This is a genomic window from Nostoc sp., assembly GCF_036919895.1.
In the GTDB taxonomy this organism is placed as follows: Bacteria; Cyanobacteriota; Cyanobacteriia; order Cyanobacteriales; family Nostocaceae; genus Nostoc.
On the sequence record NZ_JBALBW010000078.1, the window covers coordinates 54,343 to 71,498 of the forward strand.

12 protein-coding genes are annotated in these 17,156 nt (G+C 43.9%); 8 read left to right on the forward strand and 4 right to left on the reverse strand.

Annotation, left to right across the window (positions count from 1 at the left end):
- The first annotated feature begins 262 nt into the window (after window positions 1-262).
- The 4 genes from V7K55_RS15855 to V7K55_RS15870 all read left to right on the forward strand — a co-directional run bounded on the left by V7K55_RS15855 (window position 263) and on the right by V7K55_RS15870 (window position 4,520).
- Window positions 263-799, forward strand: coding sequence for a GAF domain-containing protein (locus V7K55_RS15855; RefSeq protein ID WP_334832844.1), 537 nt, complete (start codon window positions 263-265; stop codon window positions 797-799).
- A 187-nt stretch (window positions 800-986) separates the two neighbouring features.
- Window positions 987-1,970: an alpha/beta fold hydrolase gene (locus tag V7K55_RS15860; protein WP_334832846.1), complete on the forward strand. Its 984-nt coding sequence runs from the start codon at window positions 987-989 to the stop codon at window positions 1,968-1,970.
- 97 nt (window positions 1,971-2,067) lie between these two features.
- On the forward strand, window positions 2,068-3,246 hold the full coding sequence (locus tag V7K55_RS15865; RefSeq protein WP_334832848.1) for a class I SAM-dependent methyltransferase: 1,179 nt from the start codon (window positions 2,068-2,070) through the stop codon (window positions 3,244-3,246).
- 407 nt (window positions 3,247-3,653) lie between these two features.
- Entirely contained in the window at window positions 3,654-4,520 is an 867-nt protein-coding gene (locus V7K55_RS15870) for an NAD(P)-dependent oxidoreductase (RefSeq protein ID WP_334832850.1), read from the forward strand.
- 130 nt (window positions 4,521-4,650) lie between these two features.
- On the opposite strand, the gene V7K55_RS15875 is transcribed toward V7K55_RS15870, so the two are convergent.
- Both V7K55_RS15875 and hslO read right to left on the reverse strand, forming a co-directional pair.
- Window positions 4,651-6,744: a chromosome segregation ATPase gene (locus V7K55_RS15875; protein WP_334832852.1), complete on the reverse strand. Its 2,094-nt coding sequence runs from the start codon at window positions 6,742-6,744 to the stop codon at window positions 4,651-4,653.
- Between the two features lie 154 nt (window positions 6,745-6,898).
- Window positions 6,899-7,804 carry an Hsp33 family molecular chaperone HslO gene (hslO, locus tag V7K55_RS15880; protein ID WP_334832854.1) on the reverse strand — a complete coding sequence of 302 codons (906 nt, stop codon included), beginning with the start codon at window positions 7,802-7,804 and terminating at the stop codon, window positions 6,899-6,901.
- Between the two features lie 139 nt (window positions 7,805-7,943).
- Between hslO and V7K55_RS15885 the strand changes: the two genes are divergently transcribed.
- Complete coding sequence (locus tag V7K55_RS15885; protein WP_334832856.1) at window positions 7,944-8,330, forward strand: hypothetical protein; 387 nt, start codon at window positions 7,944-7,946, stop codon at window positions 8,328-8,330.
- Between the two features lie 429 nt (window positions 8,331-8,759).
- On the opposite strand, the gene V7K55_RS15890 is transcribed toward V7K55_RS15885, so the two are convergent.
- Together V7K55_RS15890 and hisD are read right to left on the reverse strand one after the other, a co-directional pair.
- A complete protein-coding gene (locus V7K55_RS15890) occupies window positions 8,760-9,185 on the reverse strand; it encodes a universal stress protein (RefSeq protein ID WP_334832858.1) in 426 nt (141 codons plus the stop codon).
- A 393-nt stretch (window positions 9,186-9,578) separates the two neighbouring features.
- Window positions 9,579-10,880, reverse strand: a complete 1,302-nt coding sequence (gene hisD, locus V7K55_RS15895) for a histidinol dehydrogenase (protein ID WP_094330482.1) — start codon at window positions 10,878-10,880, stop codon at window positions 9,579-9,581.
- A gap of 728 nt (window positions 10,881-11,608) precedes the next feature.
- Here hisD and rpsT point away from each other — a divergent pair.
- The 3 genes from rpsT (at window position 11,609) to rpoB (ending at window position 17,083) form a co-directional block, all read left to right on the forward strand.
- Window positions 11,609-11,908 (forward strand): 30S ribosomal protein S20, encoded by a 300-nt coding sequence (gene rpsT / locus V7K55_RS15900; protein WP_334832860.1) that lies wholly within the window; start codon window positions 11,609-11,611, stop codon window positions 11,906-11,908.
- A 338-nt stretch (window positions 11,909-12,246) separates the two neighbouring features.
- Complete coding sequence (locus V7K55_RS15905) at window positions 12,247-13,032, forward strand: TatD family hydrolase (RefSeq protein WP_334832923.1); 786 nt, start codon at window positions 12,247-12,249, stop codon at window positions 13,030-13,032.
- 751 nt (window positions 13,033-13,783) lie between these two features.
- The gene (gene rpoB, locus V7K55_RS15910; RefSeq protein ID WP_334832862.1) at window positions 13,784-17,083 is read left to right on the forward strand and encodes a DNA-directed RNA polymerase subunit beta; all 3,300 of its coding nucleotides are present in this window, start codon (window positions 13,784-13,786) and stop codon (window positions 17,081-17,083) included.
- Window positions 17,084-17,156: the final 73 nt, after the last annotated feature.

The window sequence follows — 17,156 nt, forward strand, 5'->3', positions numbered from 1 at the left end:
TACAGATTAAAAATTGTAATTTCTTAATAATTTATTTTAAAATCATCGTAGAGCTTGACTAGTATTATTTTTCGTTACAATTGACTTGGTGCTACATAGCGGTTCTCGATTGAGTGAGGTATAAGAACCCCACCCCCAACCCCCTCCCCGCAAGCGAGGAGGGGGCTATGATGTAACTCATGTGATTAAGAAACGCTATAAGGTCTAATAAATTACTACTATATAAATCCGGCAGTATTTACTTAGTCATCATTTTAGAACTGTGCAAATTCATCCTCACTCAGAATTTAACCATAGCCGCGATCGCCGTGAACAGGGTTTGCAAGGTTTGCTCAATCGCCTTATTAAAACAATGCAGCGCGATGAGTTAGTCCGGCAAACAACCAATCAACTCAGAAAATCACTTCAGGTTGATCGGGTAGTGTTGTATTACTTTTACGGACAGTGGCAAGGACAAGTGACTTTTGAATCTTTGAGTTCTCAAGAATTTTCAATTCTGGGTACCACTGGCCCAGATGGTTGTTTTAACGACGAGTATGCTGCTTTATACTTGGCAGGAAGGGTAAAAGCGATCGCTGATATTGAATTAGAGCCAATCGAATCTTGTCACCGAGATTTTCTCCGCAATATGCAGGTTCGAGCCAACCTGGTTGTACCAATTTTGGTTCCCAGAGGATTATGGGGATTACTAGCAGCACACCACTGTCAAGGGTCTCATCATTGGTCGCCATCAAATATGGAAATGATGCAAGCAGGGGCGCAAACTCTAGCAACAGCCCCTTACATACTAGAAAGTTAAAGGGCGGTTAGAAACCAGCGACCTGGGTTAGAAAACCTTACGAATAGGATTTACGCAAAACTATACGCAGTAGGGGCAATTCATGAATTGCCCCTACCTGTGAAAATTGTCCGCGATCCCAATGGTGTACTGATATCGTTAATTACCAATTTGTAAATCGTAATTAACTGGCAAGAAAACTTAAACTATGTTGATTTTAACCAGAGTTTTTCTGCTAGTTGCTACAACACTTTATCAAGCGATCGCGTGCTGGCTTGAAGATCGAAAACTTCCCCCCGGTAAAATGTTTGATGTGGGTGGATATTGTCTACATCTCTACACTGAAGGAGAAGCTAGTCCAACAATTGTTCTAGACCACAGCTTAGGAGGAATTGAGGGCTATCTTCTAGTTGAAGAATTGGCGAAATTAGGAAGAGTATGTATTTACGATCGAGCCGGTTATGGATGGAGCAATCATAGCCCACATCCCCGAACCAGCAATCAAATTGTGACAGAATTAGATACACTGCTTACAAAAGCAGGAATTAAACCACCCTACATTTTGATAGGAGATTCCTTTGGGAGCTATAATGTCCGGCTGTATGCCCATCGGTTTCCTGAGAAAGTTATTGGAATGGTACTCACAGACGGACTACATGAGACTGAAATGCTCAAAATGTCTTTTCAGTTGCAAGCCTTGAAACTCTTTTTTATATCAGGCTTTGTGATGTCTATTCTAGGCTCAATACTTGGCATTATTCGATTAATGAGGATATGCAAAGTATTTGAAATGTTGAAGCCAGAATTAAATAAATTTCCTAATCATTTACTCAATTCCATTAAACGTTCCTTTTGCCGTCCTAAACACTGGATTACAATGAGCCGAGAGATGTTAAATCTAAGTGCTAGTGGACGTGAGGTTATCATAGCTAATCAGTTTAGCGATCTGCCTATAGTAAATATCAAAGCAAATTCTTTTTTCAAACCTTCTTTCTGGACTCTTTTTATTCCTTTGAGAGGCGCTAACCAATTGCGCCACAAGATGCACCTAGAGTTACTTAATTTATCAACGAACTGTACTCAAATTCAAGCAAGTAATAGCAGTCATTTTATATGGGTAGATCAACCTGATGTGATGATAGATGCTGTAAAAATTGTTCTCAATAAAGTCGATCCTTCTCCTTTGGGTTAATGAACATAGATAATAGATACTGAACAGCTAAATTAGGAATTTTGTTTTGCATCATTCATAATTTATTTATTTTATTTTTTATCCAATCTCAAATTTTATGGATTCAAATCCAGCTTTGTGTGTAGCGATCGCAAATCACATTACCACCAGTCCTCAACAACGAATTACTTTCGCCCAATTCATGGATCTGGCATTATACCACCCTGAATACGGCTACTATTCCAGCGATGCACTTAAAATTGGCTTTAAAGGTGGTGATTTTTTTACCTCTCCTAACCTCTGTGCTGACTTTGGCGAGTTACTAGCAGAACAATTTTTCCAGATGTGGGAGATTTTAGGAAAACCTATACCCTTTTCTCTGGTAGAAATGGGAGCAGGTCAAGGGCTGCTAGCATTGCATATCCTCAAATATCATCAACAGCACTACCCAGATTTTTTTACTGCGCTAGAGTACATCATTGTTGAAAAGTCCCCAACTTTAAGACAAGAACAGCAGCAACGCTTACAAGATTTACCCGTGCGTTGGTGTAATTTAGAGGAGATACCACCAAATGCGATCGCAGGCTGCTTTTTTTCCAACGAGTTAGTAGATGCGTTCCCCGTGCATCAATTTATCCTAGAAACGGGAGAACTCCGAGAAATTTATGTAACTACAGATAGTAATGAGAAAGAAACCCGCTTATCATTTGTGGAAGTCACAGCAGAACCTTCAACGCCCCAACTCGCTGAATATTTAAACTTGGTGGAAATGGACTTTAGCCAAAGTGCATATCCAGATGGCTACCGCAGTGAAATTAATTTAGCTGCTCTAGACTGGTTGAGTATAGTAGCAGACCGCTTGCAGCGTGGCTATGTGTTAACAATTGATTATGGCTACCCCGCCAGTCGTTACTATAATCCCAGGCGATCGCAAGGAACCCTACAATGCTATTATCAGCATCGTTTCCATGACAACCCCTATATTAATATTGGGCGACAAGATATCACTGCCCATGTTGACTTTACGGCTTTGGAACGCTGGGGCGAGAAGTGCAATTTAAAGAATATTGGTTTTATCCAGCAAGGATTATTTTTGATGGCGCTGGGTTTAGGCGATCGCATTGCAGCCCTTTCTTATCAAAAGCAACCCCTCTCGGAGTTACTACAGCGACGCGACGCACTACACCAACTTATAGATCCCACAGGACTAGGCGGTTTTGGAGTCCTAATTCAGAGCAAAGGTCTGAACAATACAGAAACTTCTCAACCAATAAAAGGATTGACCCTGCCAAAGTAAAGGTATATTTGAAAAGTTAAAACTCTATTTAAGAATGCAGTATCAATCTTATTTAGACTAGCATAACAGTGAATACTGTAAAGTTAAACACATTACCAAAGTAATAATTATGTCAACTCATGACCTGCTAATGCTAGCAACACTACTTACCCCTGGTATTTTACTTTCAGTGATAATTATGGTGACTTTTGCCGCAGGTGGTTGATTACCATAGTTAGAGAGTAGCGGTGGGGAGTAGAAAACCTGAGATTTGGGATTGGATCTTAAGTCTCAAATAACTACTTTCCAACTAAATTTGAATCAAACAATGCAAACGCGATGTTCGCGATGGGCTGTGACGCTATTAACGAGACGCTCCGCGAACAAAGACTCGCTATCGGTGACGCTGTATTAAAGGAATATGAAAAATGAAGGTGGCATTTCTGGGAACTGGACTGATGGGACTACCAATGGCTCAAAGGTTATTAGCCGCAGATATACAGCTAGTTGCCTACAATCGCACCCCAGAAAAATTAGCACCACTACAAGCAGCCGGGGCTGAAATTGCTACACATCCCCGCCACGCTATTCGTGCTGCTGAGTGCGTAATCCTCATGCTTACTAATGCCCCAGCCATTTATAATGTGTTGCTTTCAGATACTGCTTGGCAAACTCTGGAAGGACGCACAATCCTTCAAATGGGAACAATTACTCCCACAGAAAGCCAGGAAATAAGAGATGCAGTTGTTGGTGGTGGTGGTGAGTATTTAGAAGCACCTGTATTAGGGAGTATTCCAGAAGCAAAAGCTGGCAAGTTGAGTGTTATGGTAGGGGCAGAGCCAGAACAATATCAACGCCACTTGAAGTTACTCCAAAATTTTGGGACAGAACCTTTACTTATAGGGCCTGTGGGATCTGCGGCGGCGCTCAAATTGGCACTAAATCAACTAATAGCTTCCCTAACAACTAGTTTTGCTCTGAGTCTGGCTTTCGTCCAGCGTCAGGGTGTCGATGTGGATGTGTTTATGCAAATTTTGCGCGACAGTCCACTCTACGCACCTACCTTTGACAAAAAGCTACAACGGATGTTGGATGGCAATTATGCCGATCCGAACTTCCCCACAAAACATTTACTCAAAGATACAGAATTATTTATCTCGGAAGCAAAATCCCGAAGTTTGGATCTCAGCAGTATTAAAGGTGTCCGGCAAATCTTACAAACAGCCGTGAAAATGTCATTTGCTGATGATGATTACTCATCACTGTTTTCTGTAATTAAAGAATGGGGTGAATAAATTGTCGATAAGGTAGCACAGCTAGCTGTGCTACTTTACTTAAAAAAGGAAGTTTTTCCTTACACCCTTGTATCCCCGATATGCGTTTTGAAAATACTAAATTAAAAGGTTTTAATCTTTAAAAACGATATTACTGCCCACTAGTAGTAGTTGATTGAGGAAATGGTAGAGATTCAGTCTGGGGCGGGGTCTGGGTCTGGGGTTCAGGCTGAGGTTCAGGTTTAGGATTCAGAAAGTCTTGCCAAGTCTTAATTTGCTCTTGCGCTGCACTGTAAGCAGCGCTACCGCGTGGAATCGATTTGGCAATGTCAATCCCTCTGGCAATATCAGACTGACCTTGAGAGCGGGCTATTTCTAACAATTGCTGACTCCATTGGTCAATAGCCAGATTCGCATCCATACGTAAGATGCTATTGTTTGAAACCCGATCTGCCAGGCGTATTGCTTCAACCAAAGCTTCTGGTGTTCCAGCCGCGCCCACTTCCTGGGCTTTTTTCCAGTTTTCTTTAGTGCGGATTTGACCTTCCCAGTCATTTACCGCAGCTTGTGCTTCTTGTGAAAGCGCCCTTCCCGACGAGGCAATTTGTTGAGCTGCGCTAATGGCGGCGGTGAGATTTCCACTCTGAGCTAGTTCTTGTGCTTGATCCAAGTAGGGTTGGTCTTGAATTCGCTGAATTTTCCCTACCCAAGTACGAATTTTTTTCCGTGCTTCTGGATATAATGCCCGACCTCTACCAATTTCGCTGGCTTGAGCGATCGCAGTTTGCAAGGAGTTAATATCATCAAATATTGCTATCTGTTCGGCACGATCTAAGTAAGGTTGGTCTTCAATTGTCTCCACCTGGGCATTCCAGCGACCTATCTCTTGCCTAGCTTCTACGCCTCTAGGGTTACTAGCAGGAATAAGCTGTACTTGAGCGATCGCTGCTGTTAAATTAGGTACAGTTCCCTGACTAGCCAATATTCTTGCTTTTTCCAGATGGGCAACATCTTCAATTTCCAACTGCCAACGAGCAATTAATTGCTGTGCCTCATTATACACTGGTCTGGAAGGATCGATTTGTTGGGCTTGAGCGATCGCAGCTTCTAAACCAGAAACATTACCTATCCAAGCACTTCTTTTCGCGTCAGCTATGGCGATAAAGTCATCTGTTTTGCCTTGTAGTTTCGCACTTTCTGGAATTTGTCGAGCAATATTCAGTGCTTCATCGGCATCCTGCTTATCTAGTTTTGCCTGTGCCAATTCCAGCATTTTGCGTCCAAATGCGGGAATCGATTCTTGAGCTTTTTGATAAAGGTAACTTTCTTGCCCAATAGACTCGGCTAACTTGATAGCTTCCAGTAAATTATCGACTACTTTGCTGTTTGCTAAACTTTCAGCTTTTCCTAACTTATCGCCATCTTCCCGCGCTGTGGCAATTAGACGATTCAATTGGTCGTATTTAGTACCCGCCCAGAATTGATTGTCTACGCGCAGCATTTTGGCGGATAACATGAAGGCCGATTGCCAGCGCCGTTCCTTGACTTCTGCGATCGCACCATTATATGTGGCTTCTGCCTTTGACCAAATTGTTTGCCATTTGTCAACTTGTTCATCGACTAATTTATAAGCTCCCACATCTTCGGGTATCTGACGAGCAGTAGCGATCGCTTCCTCTAAATTTCCTGTTTGGAAACTTTGATCGGCTAGCTTCAAAATATCCCGCGACCATTCTTCGATGAAACGATCGATTTCTCCATGCAACGGGTGATTTGCTGGTAGTTGCTTCACCAGAGCGATCGCTTGCAATAGGTCGTTTACTGTCTGCTTAGAAGCCGCCAACTGAGCGCAGTGTAGCCGTACAGAAGCACTAGCTAGGGGCCAGAAAATCGAGGGGCAATTAGGAGCAGATGGCAACTTTAACAGCATTGCCATTGCCAAAAATCCTACACTGCCAGGAATCAACAATAGTAGTACTAGCCATAATGTCCAGCTTTTCATCCAGCGTGGCCATTTCCCAGAAGTACTACTGAGTTGGGCAGTTTCTTCTAAATTACTATTTATAGGTAATCCTTCCCTATGGTTTTTTTTTCGCCGCTTCACTGACTTGGAGGTAGAACCAGTAGCTGGGACATCAAATGGTTGAGTTTCACCGAATTGTTCTGTTCGGGATAATCTTTTGTTTTGATCTGGCTCTCTATCACCGGCTGAAGACCAACTGTCTGGAATATCCCGCTCTGTCATCTCTCACACCAAAATAATTGAATAGCGCTCTGTTTTAGGTTGATAATTCCATTGTTGACATAGTAACTTTCTCATGATTAAAAAGCTACTTTTTTGATTATCTCTCTCCACAGAGTACCATTAACAATCTAAAAAATCAGTGCTAGTTTATACTTTATCCTGAAACAGTAGATTCAGCTTGCAAATCGGCAATTAGTTCAGCTAACTGCTCGCTACTTGCCTGGTAAACGTTGCCGCAAAAGTCGCAAGTTGCTTCAGCACCATGATCTTTAACAATCATATCTTGCAGTTCGGCTTCTCCCAAAATCTTCAGTGCCCCCAAAACGCGATCGAAAGAACAACCACACTGAAAGCGCAGCATTTGCCGTTCGGGAAAGATTTCCAGGCCCATGTCGCCCAAGAGGTCGGTAAAAATTTCAGTCAAATTCTTCCCGGCTTGCAATAATGGCGTAAATCCTGCCAGACTAGCAACCCGTGATTCCAATGTTTCTACTAAGGCTTCATCTCTGGCAGCTTTTGGTAACACTTGTATTAGTAAGCCTCCAGCCGCAGTTACTCCGCCCGCTCCCACAAACACACCTAAAACTAAAGCTGAAGGTGTTTGTTCGGAATTCACCAGATAATGAGCCACATCATCGCCAATTTCGCCAGAAACTAGTTCTACCGTACTAGAGTAAGGATAACCATAACCAATATCCCGCACAACGTATAAGTAGCCATCACCAACTGCACCACCAACATCTAGCTTACCTTTGGCATTAGGAGGCAATTCTACAGATGGATTCCCCACATACCCGCGTACCGTACCATCTAACCCAGCATCTACCAATATGCCACCCAAAGGCCCATCACCTTTTACCCGGACATTGACCCTTGATCCACTTCGCTTCATACTAGAAGCCATTAACAGACCCGCCGCCATAGTCCTACCCAGTGCTGCCGTTGCTACATAAGAAAGCTTGTGTCGCCCCCGTGCTTCTTCTGTTAAACGTGTGGTTATCACACCTACGGCACGAATTCCACCTTCGGCTGCTGTTGCACGAATTAACTGATCCGCCATGAATAACCTTACATTTCTTAACAAGTTCACATTTTCTATTCTAAGTTCTCTGCTGCTAGAAAAGTGACACCGTAATAATCACTGATTGTATTTGCAATATTAGAAATAGTAATGTCTCACCTTTAGGCAATCTTAGAAAATGCTAGGTAATTTTCAACAAAGTCAACTAAGGATCGAAATTGAAGCGTCAACAGATGCAATTCGTGACAGTCTACTGCATCCGGTACAACTAGAAAAATGGCTCTTAGGGCAACGCTTTGCACCAGGAATGCCAGAAGAACTGCTTTCAGGATTCGAGTTTACAACCTGGACAGGGCCAATCTCGATTCATCATCAAGTAGACGTTGTAAAATCCAACTGTCTCCGTTTGCTACTCAGTGGAGGTATTGACGGGTTTCACGAATGGTACTGGGGAGAAGGTTGGGTACAATCTCGCTTGGAAGGAGTTTCACTTCTGCCCTTGAATTTGGGTCAAACGTTGAGTTTGTTGAGCTTGCGTCAGTTTTTGGCAACTCAAGGACGTTGAATTAACTGAATGTAGGGACAAGGGGGATTTTCCTTGTCCTATGTGTTTTCTCAATCAACCTATAAATCTGTTAATAGCCTCGCTTTTCTCAAAATAAATGTCATAACAGTCTCTTCTTGAGAAAGGATATAGCTTCTCTACAGAAGTTACGCCACCAACCAGGTGAGCATTTAGATTTTTTAAATCCTTAAATTACTTTTAATCCCCACCAGTCAACACTTGCTCAACTGTTACAGCACTTCCGGCTGCTATGATGTACATCCCTAAAGCTGAAAGCTTTGATAGGAGAGGGGGCAAGAGGAAAACTGTATTGCATAATAGCCGGAAGCGCTGTAATTCTAACTCTGGAAAAATTTGAGATAGAATGCGATCGCTACCAACAAACTCTACTGGTTCGTATAATTCTTCTATTAATGTGAAGACATTATTTTAATTAGGCTTTACCACCAACACCGAACAATTAGCCTCTTCTACAACTTGACTGCTAACAGAACGCTGGACAATTCGCTTCATCCCAATCAACCCTCTACTGCCAATTACGATCAAGTCAGCTTTGTAAATATTGGCAAGGCGAATAATCTCTTCAGCAGGATCGCCAGTTACCAGTTCTAACTCACTTGTGACTGATAATTTTTCCTGATAGGATTGCAACTGTTTTTCCAACTGGAAATAAGAAAATGTTGGGGACTCTGGTTGAGGACGATCGGCAGGTAGTTCCATTTCTGACTCTGGCGTGGAAAATACATGACAGAGGATAACATTGGCATCTTTTGACAATGCCAAATTATCTAAACTCTGAATTACTCGTCCTCCAATTTCCGAACCGTCTAGAGCTACCAAAATATTCTTTAGCACCGCTCTCGTCTCCTAATAAAAGTAGACTCATTACATTAGTATGTAGCAAAACTTGTTGGCAGCGACACTAAATTATTTTTCCATCGGCCTATTTAGTATATACACTTCGAGGCTATGCCATAAATCGGTTTCACCCAACTTTGACGCTAATGCTTTGCCGCTAATGCTTTGCCGGAAGATATTTTTGCCAGTTATTTGAGACACTAACCCGCGTCTGAAACGGTTCACTGGCTAACTACAAACACAACTTCTTCTTTAAGAACTCAGCACAATAGACGGGCAATGTCTAGTAGATGCCCGCCAAAAGGCTTAAAACAGGGTAGCAAACAGTTTATTTGCTATCTACGGAATCACTTTTGTCAACAGTCTTTAAAAAAAATTAACCATTCCAAATCACTCTTCTTGCTGAACTCGGCGGCGGACTGAATCAGCATGAGAAGGTAAGCCTTCTGCTGTTGCTAGGACATCAATGGCACCAGCTACATTTTGCAGCGCTGTTTGGGAGTATTGAATAATACTGGAGTGTTTCAGGAAGGTTTCAACCCCTAATGCTGAGGCATAGCGGGCAGCGCCAGAAGTTGGCAAGGTGTGATTAGGCCCTGCCAAATAGTCTCCCACAGCTTCTGGTGTGGAGTAACCCAAAAATATTGCCCCAGCATGGCGAATCTGTGGTAAGAGTGCCCAAGGGTCTTTTACTTCTAATTCCAGGTGTTCGGGGGCAAATTCATTTGAGAGTTCTGCTGCTGCTTCGAGGGATTCCACAAGGACAATCAACCCATAATGAGCGATCGCTTTTTCTGTGTCTATTCGCCGTGGATGATCCACTAGCTGTCTTTCCAAGGCTAATTGCACGTTTTTCGCCAAAGCCGCATCTGTCGTCAGCAAAATTGCTGCCGCCATTGGATCGTGTTCGGCTTGGGCTAGCAAGTCAGCAGCTACATGCACCGGATTAGCACTTTCATCAGCAATCACCAGCACTTCGCTGGGGCCTGCCAAAGAATCAATGCCAACGGTTCCATAGACAAGTTTTTTCGCAAGGGTGACATAAATGTTACCAGGCCCAGTAATCACATTCACTTTTGGAATCGTTTCTGTGCCATATGCTAAAGCAGCGATCGCTTGTGCGCCCCCAATGCGATAAATTTCTTGCACTCCTGCTTCTTGGGCAGCTACTAGAACGGCTGGGTTAATTGCACCCCCTGGGCCTGGTGGTGTCACCATCACTATATGGGGTACAGCAGCAACACGAGCCGGAATTGCATTCATCAGCACTGTGCTGGGATAGGCGGCGCGGCCACCAGGCACATACAATCCCGCTCGGTCTACGGGAGTGTAGCGTTTGCCCAACACTACTTCATCGTCGCCAAAGTGTACCCAGCTTTTTGGGACTCGCTGACGATGAAACGCTTCAATTTGGCGACAAGCTAGCCGAAGTGCGCCCAACAACTCCTTTGACACCTGCTGATAGGCTGCATCTAGTTCCGAGCCTGTAACTCGGAGTTCTTCTGCTTTCAGGGTTTGTTTGTCAAATTCGGCTGTGTAATGCAATACAGCTTTATCGCCTTGGCGCTTCACTGCTTGCAAAACTTCCCGCACCGTTGCTTCTTTGTGAAGCACCTGTTCGTCATGGGTGCGATCGCAGATCCGTTGCAGTTCTGCTCTAACGTCTGCCTGCTGAGTGATGATTCGCAGCATGGAGTAAGGACAATGCCAATAATTATAATATTCACACCTGAGATTTAGTATTGCTCTTGACCCACTGGGGTGTGCAAGCTGACTCTAATTCTCTTCTCTAGCTTAACCTGGATTTTTTTGATCCTCTCAAGGCTGCCAACAGATGGTTTACTTAAGAAGACGACTTAATTGCTCAGTCCGACAACCTTTCACAGGCTAGCGGTAGGAAGTGGATGTGCCATTTTCCACTACCCTTTTGCCCTTCCCCTCACTCCTTACGGGGTGCAGGTGGTGTGTTTGCACATCTTAATCCCCCAAATTTACAGGGGATAGGGCCTGAGTATAATTATTACTTATTTTCCTAACTTCTTAGTACTTAACATCTCCTAATACAGACACGATTTTATATCGCTTCTGTACTTTCAAACCCCCTGAAAAGCTGGTTACAGTTTTTTGCCTCTGACAATACATCCTAAATTCAGGACAGATTGCATTGACAATCCGACTGCTTTATCAGTTAGATTCCAGTGAGTTAGGGTCACTGGTTTATTTTATATCGCTTATTTTAACGCATTTCCTTAATTGACGACACACTAAATTCGGGACTGGGGAGATTGGGAAGCAGGAGAAGAAATATTCCCAAATGGCAGAATTAATTTTTTTAGGAAATTATAACATTGGCAATTGGGATGCTATATTAGTAAGTCTAGTAGTGTGTGTACATATTAATAGTATTTTTGGAATTGACTGTGGCGAATACAAAGTCTGCTCTCAAGCGTGCCGAAATCGCAGAACGTAACCGACTGCGTAATAAAGCTTACAAATCAGCAGTCAAAACGCTGATGAAGAAATACTCTAGTGCGGTAGCTGTCTATGCAGCTAATCCTACCCCAGAATTAAAACAAGAAGCAGAGGCTCGGTTATCCGAGGCTTACGGCAAAATCGATAAAGCAGTCAAACGGGGTGTCCTTCACCCCAACAACGGGGCAAGGAAAAAGTCGAGATTAGCTCATAAACTAAAGCCCTTAACTAAAACAGCATCTGAATAGTTATTGGTGAGCCAGTACATCCTCTAACTCAGTGAATCACTGGGTTAGTAACTTTCTTAAAGTTGTAGTAATTGGCATAAAACGCTAGTTGCTCATGGGAAGCTAGTGTAATGGGTTTCCATACAACTTGGGCTTTTGACCCGTCTACGGCAGGGTTTATCCCAGAGGCAACTGTTTTTGTTTATACCAATTAAAACAAGTGACAGGCATGGTTTTCCTCTTAAACATCAGCCGATCGCTTAGTGGTTGCCACAGGAGTAAAGATTAACTCGGAGGCTGATTTGTCCTTAGTCGCGATCGGGGCTAACAATTTTATGACTAACGACAAAGAACAAAGAATGCAACTGGTAGACACGCACGTTCACCTTAACTTTGATAGTTTTCAGCCAGATTTAGCAACGGTGCGATCGCGGTGGCAAGAAGCAGGAGTAATACGTCTAGTACATTCCTGTGTTCACCCTGATGAGTTTTCTAGCATTCAATCCATTGCCCACGAGTTTCCCGAAATCAGCTTTGCCGTGGGATTACACCCTTTAGATGCTGATAAGTGGAATAGCGATACAGCCGAAAAAATCAAAACTTTAGCGAGTTCTGACTCGGATGTGGTAGCTATTGGAGAAATGGGGCTGGATTTTTACAAAGCTGATAACTATGAGCATCAGCTAATGGTATTTGAGTCACAGTTAGCGATCGCATCTGAACTCAACTTACCTGTAATTATCCACTGCCGAGATGCTGCTGTGGCAACTAGAGAAGTGTTGCAAAAATGGCGCGAACTCAAAGGAGAAAGAGTGCGGGGCGTTATGCATTGCTGGGGAGGAACGCCAGAAGAAACTCAATGGTTTCTCGATCTAGGCTTCTACATCAGCTTTAGCGGGACGGTAACGTTCAAAAACGCCAAAGCAATCCAATCATCAGCTGCGATGGTAAGTAGCGATCGCCTACTAATTGAAACAGACTGCCCATTTCTTGCCCCAGTTCCGAAACGGGGTGAGAGACGGAACGAGCCTGCCTACGTAATTTACGTAGCCGAGCAAGTAGCAAAACTGCGTCAAGAAACAGTAGAAGCGATCGCCCATCAAACCACCCAGAATGCCTGTGAACTATTCGGTCTGTCAATATAAAGTGGGTTCTAATCTCTTTAATTCAGTTGTGCTAAAAAAAATAAAACTCTAGGAAGGGAAAATATGGTAATATTATTCCCTCAAAAACATTTTGCTTGCGCCATAATGATAAAGGAAGGAACCTAAAATTTCTGAGCCTAATTTTCCGTGATGTTATCGGCTTGGCCATCCTCCAAATCTCCACAAGCGGATGCTCTCCACACATGACTAACCGTGCCAAACCAGGTTGAGCTAAACTTTTGCACAAAATCGGCTTCTGTGTATTTAACCTATACAAAATCCTTAAACGAAATTGCCTTGTGAGTACAATCCAGCAAAACGAAGTGATTCTGATTCAAAACCGACAAGGTGCGGATCGTTCCCTCAGTCTTAGGATATTTAAGATATTACTGAGAGTATAAATAGCGGGGTGAATTTAAAACACACCGTCTAGAGCTGCGTCAGCAAATTAACGCGCTTTTTGGAGGGGAAATGAAAAACGTAGATAAAACTCAGGAATATCTCAACTGTATATTCTTCTTAAATCAAGACTATAGTGGGTTTCTGGTGTCTGAGTACCCGATTAGGGGCAATTATCCCCTTGTCCAAATCGCTCATTCCAGCTTTCATCGCTGCGTTTGCCCACACCTGTTGTAAATAGCAAGTGTGTAAGAATTAAGTTCCCAAACAGCTAAGGACACTGGCTAGCAGTGGGAAGAGTCAAACGGCAGTGTCCAAGGGAAAATTTTACCAGGTTGACAAAGGAAGAGGCATGACTAAAGAAACATACATGGAACCAGCCTTTCTGCTGCCCGACTTGATTGAAATCCAGCGAGCGAGCTTTCGCTGGTTTTTGGAAGAAGGGCTGATAGAAGAACTGAACTCCTTTAGTCCTATTACAGATTATACGGGCAAATTAGAATTGCACTTTTTGGGTCATAACTACAAACTCAAAGAGCCAAAGTACAGCGTCGAAGAAGCGAAACGGCGGGATAGTACTTATGCTGTCCAAATGTATGTTCCCACAAGGCTGATTAATAAAGAAACCGGGGAAATCAAAGAGCAAGAGGTATTCATTGGCGATTTGCCTTTGATGACCGATCGCGGGACGTTTATTATTAACGGGGCCGAGCGGGTAATTGTCAACCAAATAGTGCGATCACCAGGGGTTTATTACAAATCAGAAATTGACAAAAACGGGCGACGGACTTATTCAGCTAGCTTAATTCCCAACCGGGGAGCATGGCTGAAATTTGAAACAGACCGTAACGATTTAGTGTGGGTACGTATCGACAAAACCCGTAAACTTTCAGCGCAGGTACTACTTAAAGCTTTAGGGTTATCAGACAACGAAATTTTTGACGCTTTACGCCACCCCGAATATTTCCAAAAAACCATCGAAAAAGAAGGGCAATTCTCTGAAGAAGAAGCCCTAATGGAGTTATATCGCAAACTCCGTCCTGGTGAACCACCCACAGTATTAGGTGGACAACAACTCTTAGATTCTCGTTTCTTTGACCCGAAACGTTATGATCTTGGTCGCGTTGGACGGTACAAACTCAACAAGAAATTGCGCCTTTCTGTCCCAGACACCATGCGGGTATTGACTGCTGGCGATATTTTGGCAGCCGTAGATTACCTAATTAACCTAGAATATGACATCGGTAATATCGATGACATTGACCACTTAGGCAATCGTCGGGTGAGAAGCGTCGGTGAATTGCTGCAAAACCAAGTGCGGGTGGGCTTAAACCGTTTAGAGAGAATCATTCGGGAACGGATGACCGTATCCGATGCTGAAGTATTAACCCCCGCTTCCTTGGTCAACCCTAAACCATTGGTAGCAGCAATCAAAGAATTCTTTGGTTCTAGCCAGTTAAGTCAGTTCATGGATCAAACCAATCCTCTCGCAGAACTGACGCACAAACGCCGTTTGAGCGCTCTTGGCCCTGGTGGTTTAACTCGTGAACGCGCCGGTTTTGCCGTGCGAGATATTCATCCTAGCCACTATGGACGCATTTGCCCCATTGAGACACCAGAAGGCCCCAACGCCGGATTGATTGGTTCCTTAGCAACCCATGCGCGGGTTAACCTCTACGGATTCCTAGAAACACCATTTAGACCTGTGGAAAATGGGCAAGTCAGATTCGATCTGCCTCCAGCCTACATGACAGCCGATGAAGAAGACGATCTGCGGGTTGCTCCTGGAGATATTCCTGTAGATGAAACAGGACACATTATTGGGCCACTAGTACCAGTCCGTTATCGCCAAGAATTTTCTACCACAACACCAGAACAGGTAGACTACGTAGCAGTATCTCCCGTACAGATTGTATCGGTAGCAACCAGCATGATTCCCTTCTTGGAGCATGATGACGCTAACCGAGCGCTGATGGGATCGAACATGCAACGGCAAGCAGTACCCCTGCTGAAACCAGAACGTCCTTTGGTAGGTACTGGTTTGGAAGCGCAAGGAGCAAGAGACTCCGGGATGGTGGTTGTATCGCGTACCGATGGCGATGTCACTTATGTGGATGCTAAAGAAATTCGCGTCCGTCCTAAAGCTAATACCTCAGAAATTAAATACACCCTTTCTAAATATCAACGCTCAAACCAAGACACCTGTTTAAACCAGAAACCTCTCGTCCGCATTGGCGAAAAGGTTGTCGCTGGTCAGGTGCTGGCTGATGGCTCCTCCACCGAAGGCGGTGAATTGGCACTAGGACAAAATATCGTCGTAGCCTATATGCCTTGGGAAGGCTACAACTACGAAGATGCGATTTTAATCTCTGAAAGACTGGTGCAGGATGATGTCTACACCTCAATTCACATTGAAAAATATGAAATTGAAGCTAGACAAACCAAACTGGGGCCAGAAGAAATCACCAGAGAAATTCCCAACGTCGGGGAAGATGCCTTGCGTCAGTTGGATGAACAGGGAATCATTCGCATTGGGGCATGGGTAGAAGCTGGAGATATCTTGGTGGGTAAGGTAACACCCAAAGGTGAATCTGACCAACCGCCAGAAGAAAAACTATTGCGGGCTATTTTCGGTGAAAAAGCGCGGGATGTGCGGGACAATTCCTTGCGAGTACCGAATGGTGAAAAAGGTCGCGTAGTTGATGTGCGCTTGTTTACTCGCGAACAAGGCGACGAACTGCCACCAGGAGCCAATATGGTAGTCCGGGTGTATGTTGCTCAAAAACGCAAAATCCAAGTTGGCGACAAAATGGCAGGTCGTCACGGTAATAAAGGGATTATTTCTCGAATATTACCGGCGGAAGATATGCCTTATTTACCCGATGGTTCACCAGTGGATATTGTACTCAATCCCTTGGGCGTACCCAGTCGGATGAACGTCGGACAAGTATTTGAGTGCCTCTTGGGTTGGGCTGGTCAAACCTTGGGAGTCCGATTTAAGATTACTCCCTTTGATGAAATGTACGGTGAAGAGACATCCCGCCGAATCGTACATGGCAAATTGCAAGAAGCACGTGATGAAACAGGTAAAGACTGGGTATATAACCCAGATAACCCAGGCAAAATCATGGTGTATGACGGTCGTACAGGCGAACCCTTTGACCGAGCAATTACCATCGGTGTGGCTTATATGCTGAAACTGGTGCATTTGGTGGATGATAAGATCCACGCCCGTTCTACAGGCCCATACTCACTGGTGACTCAGCAACCCTTGGGTGGTAAAGCCCAACAAGGTGGTCAAAGGTTTGGAGAAATGGAAGTGTGGGCATTGGAAGCCTTTGGTGCGGCTTACACCTTACAGGAATTGCTCACAGTTAAATCTGACGATATGCAAGGACGAAATGAAGCGTTAAATGCGATCGTTAAAGGTAAGGCAATTCCTAGACCTGGAACCCCAGAATCCTTTAAGGTGCTAATGCGCGAGTTGCAATCATTGGGGTTAGACATTGCCGTACACAAGGTAGAAACCCAAGCAGACGGCAGTTCCCTAGATGTGGAAGTCGATTTGATGGCAGACCAATCAGCCCGTCGCACACCTCCTCGACCAACCTATGAATCTCTTTCCCGCGAATCGCTGGATGATGATGAATAGACAGTGAGGAGTGAGGTAGTTAGGAGTTAACAATTCATAACTCCTAACTCCTAACTTAAAACTAAATATACTC

Coding starts and splice junctions, on each gene's coding strand:
- V7K55_RS15860 (WP_334832846.1), top strand. CDS start 987: ATGTTGATTTTAACCAGAGTTTTTCTGCTAGTTGCTACAACACTTTAT.
- V7K55_RS15865 (WP_334832848.1), top strand. CDS start 2,068: ATGGATTCAAATCCAGCTTTGTGTGTAGCGATCGCAAATCACATTACC.
- V7K55_RS15870 (WP_334832850.1), top strand. CDS start 3,654: ATGAAGGTGGCATTTCTGGGAACTGGACTGATGGGACTACCAATGGCT.
- V7K55_RS15875 (WP_334832852.1), bottom strand. CDS start 6,744: ATGACAGAGCGGGATATTCCAGACAGTTGGTCTTCAGCCGGTGATAGA.
- hslO (WP_334832854.1), bottom strand. CDS start 7,804: ATGGCGGATCAGTTAATTCGTGCAACAGCAGCCGAAGGTGGAATTCGT.
- V7K55_RS15885 (WP_334832856.1), top strand. CDS start 7,944: ATGCTAGGTAATTTTCAACAAAGTCAACTAAGGATCGAAATTGAAGCG.
- hisD (WP_094330482.1), bottom strand. CDS start 10,880: ATGCTGCGAATCATCACTCAGCAGGCAGACGTTAGAGCAGAACTGCAA.
- V7K55_RS15905 (WP_334832923.1), top strand. CDS start 12,247: ATGCAACTGGTAGACACGCACGTTCACCTTAACTTTGATAGTTTTCAG.
- rpoB (WP_334832862.1), top strand. CDS start 13,784: ATGACTAAAGAAACATACATGGAACCAGCCTTTCTGCTGCCCGACTTG.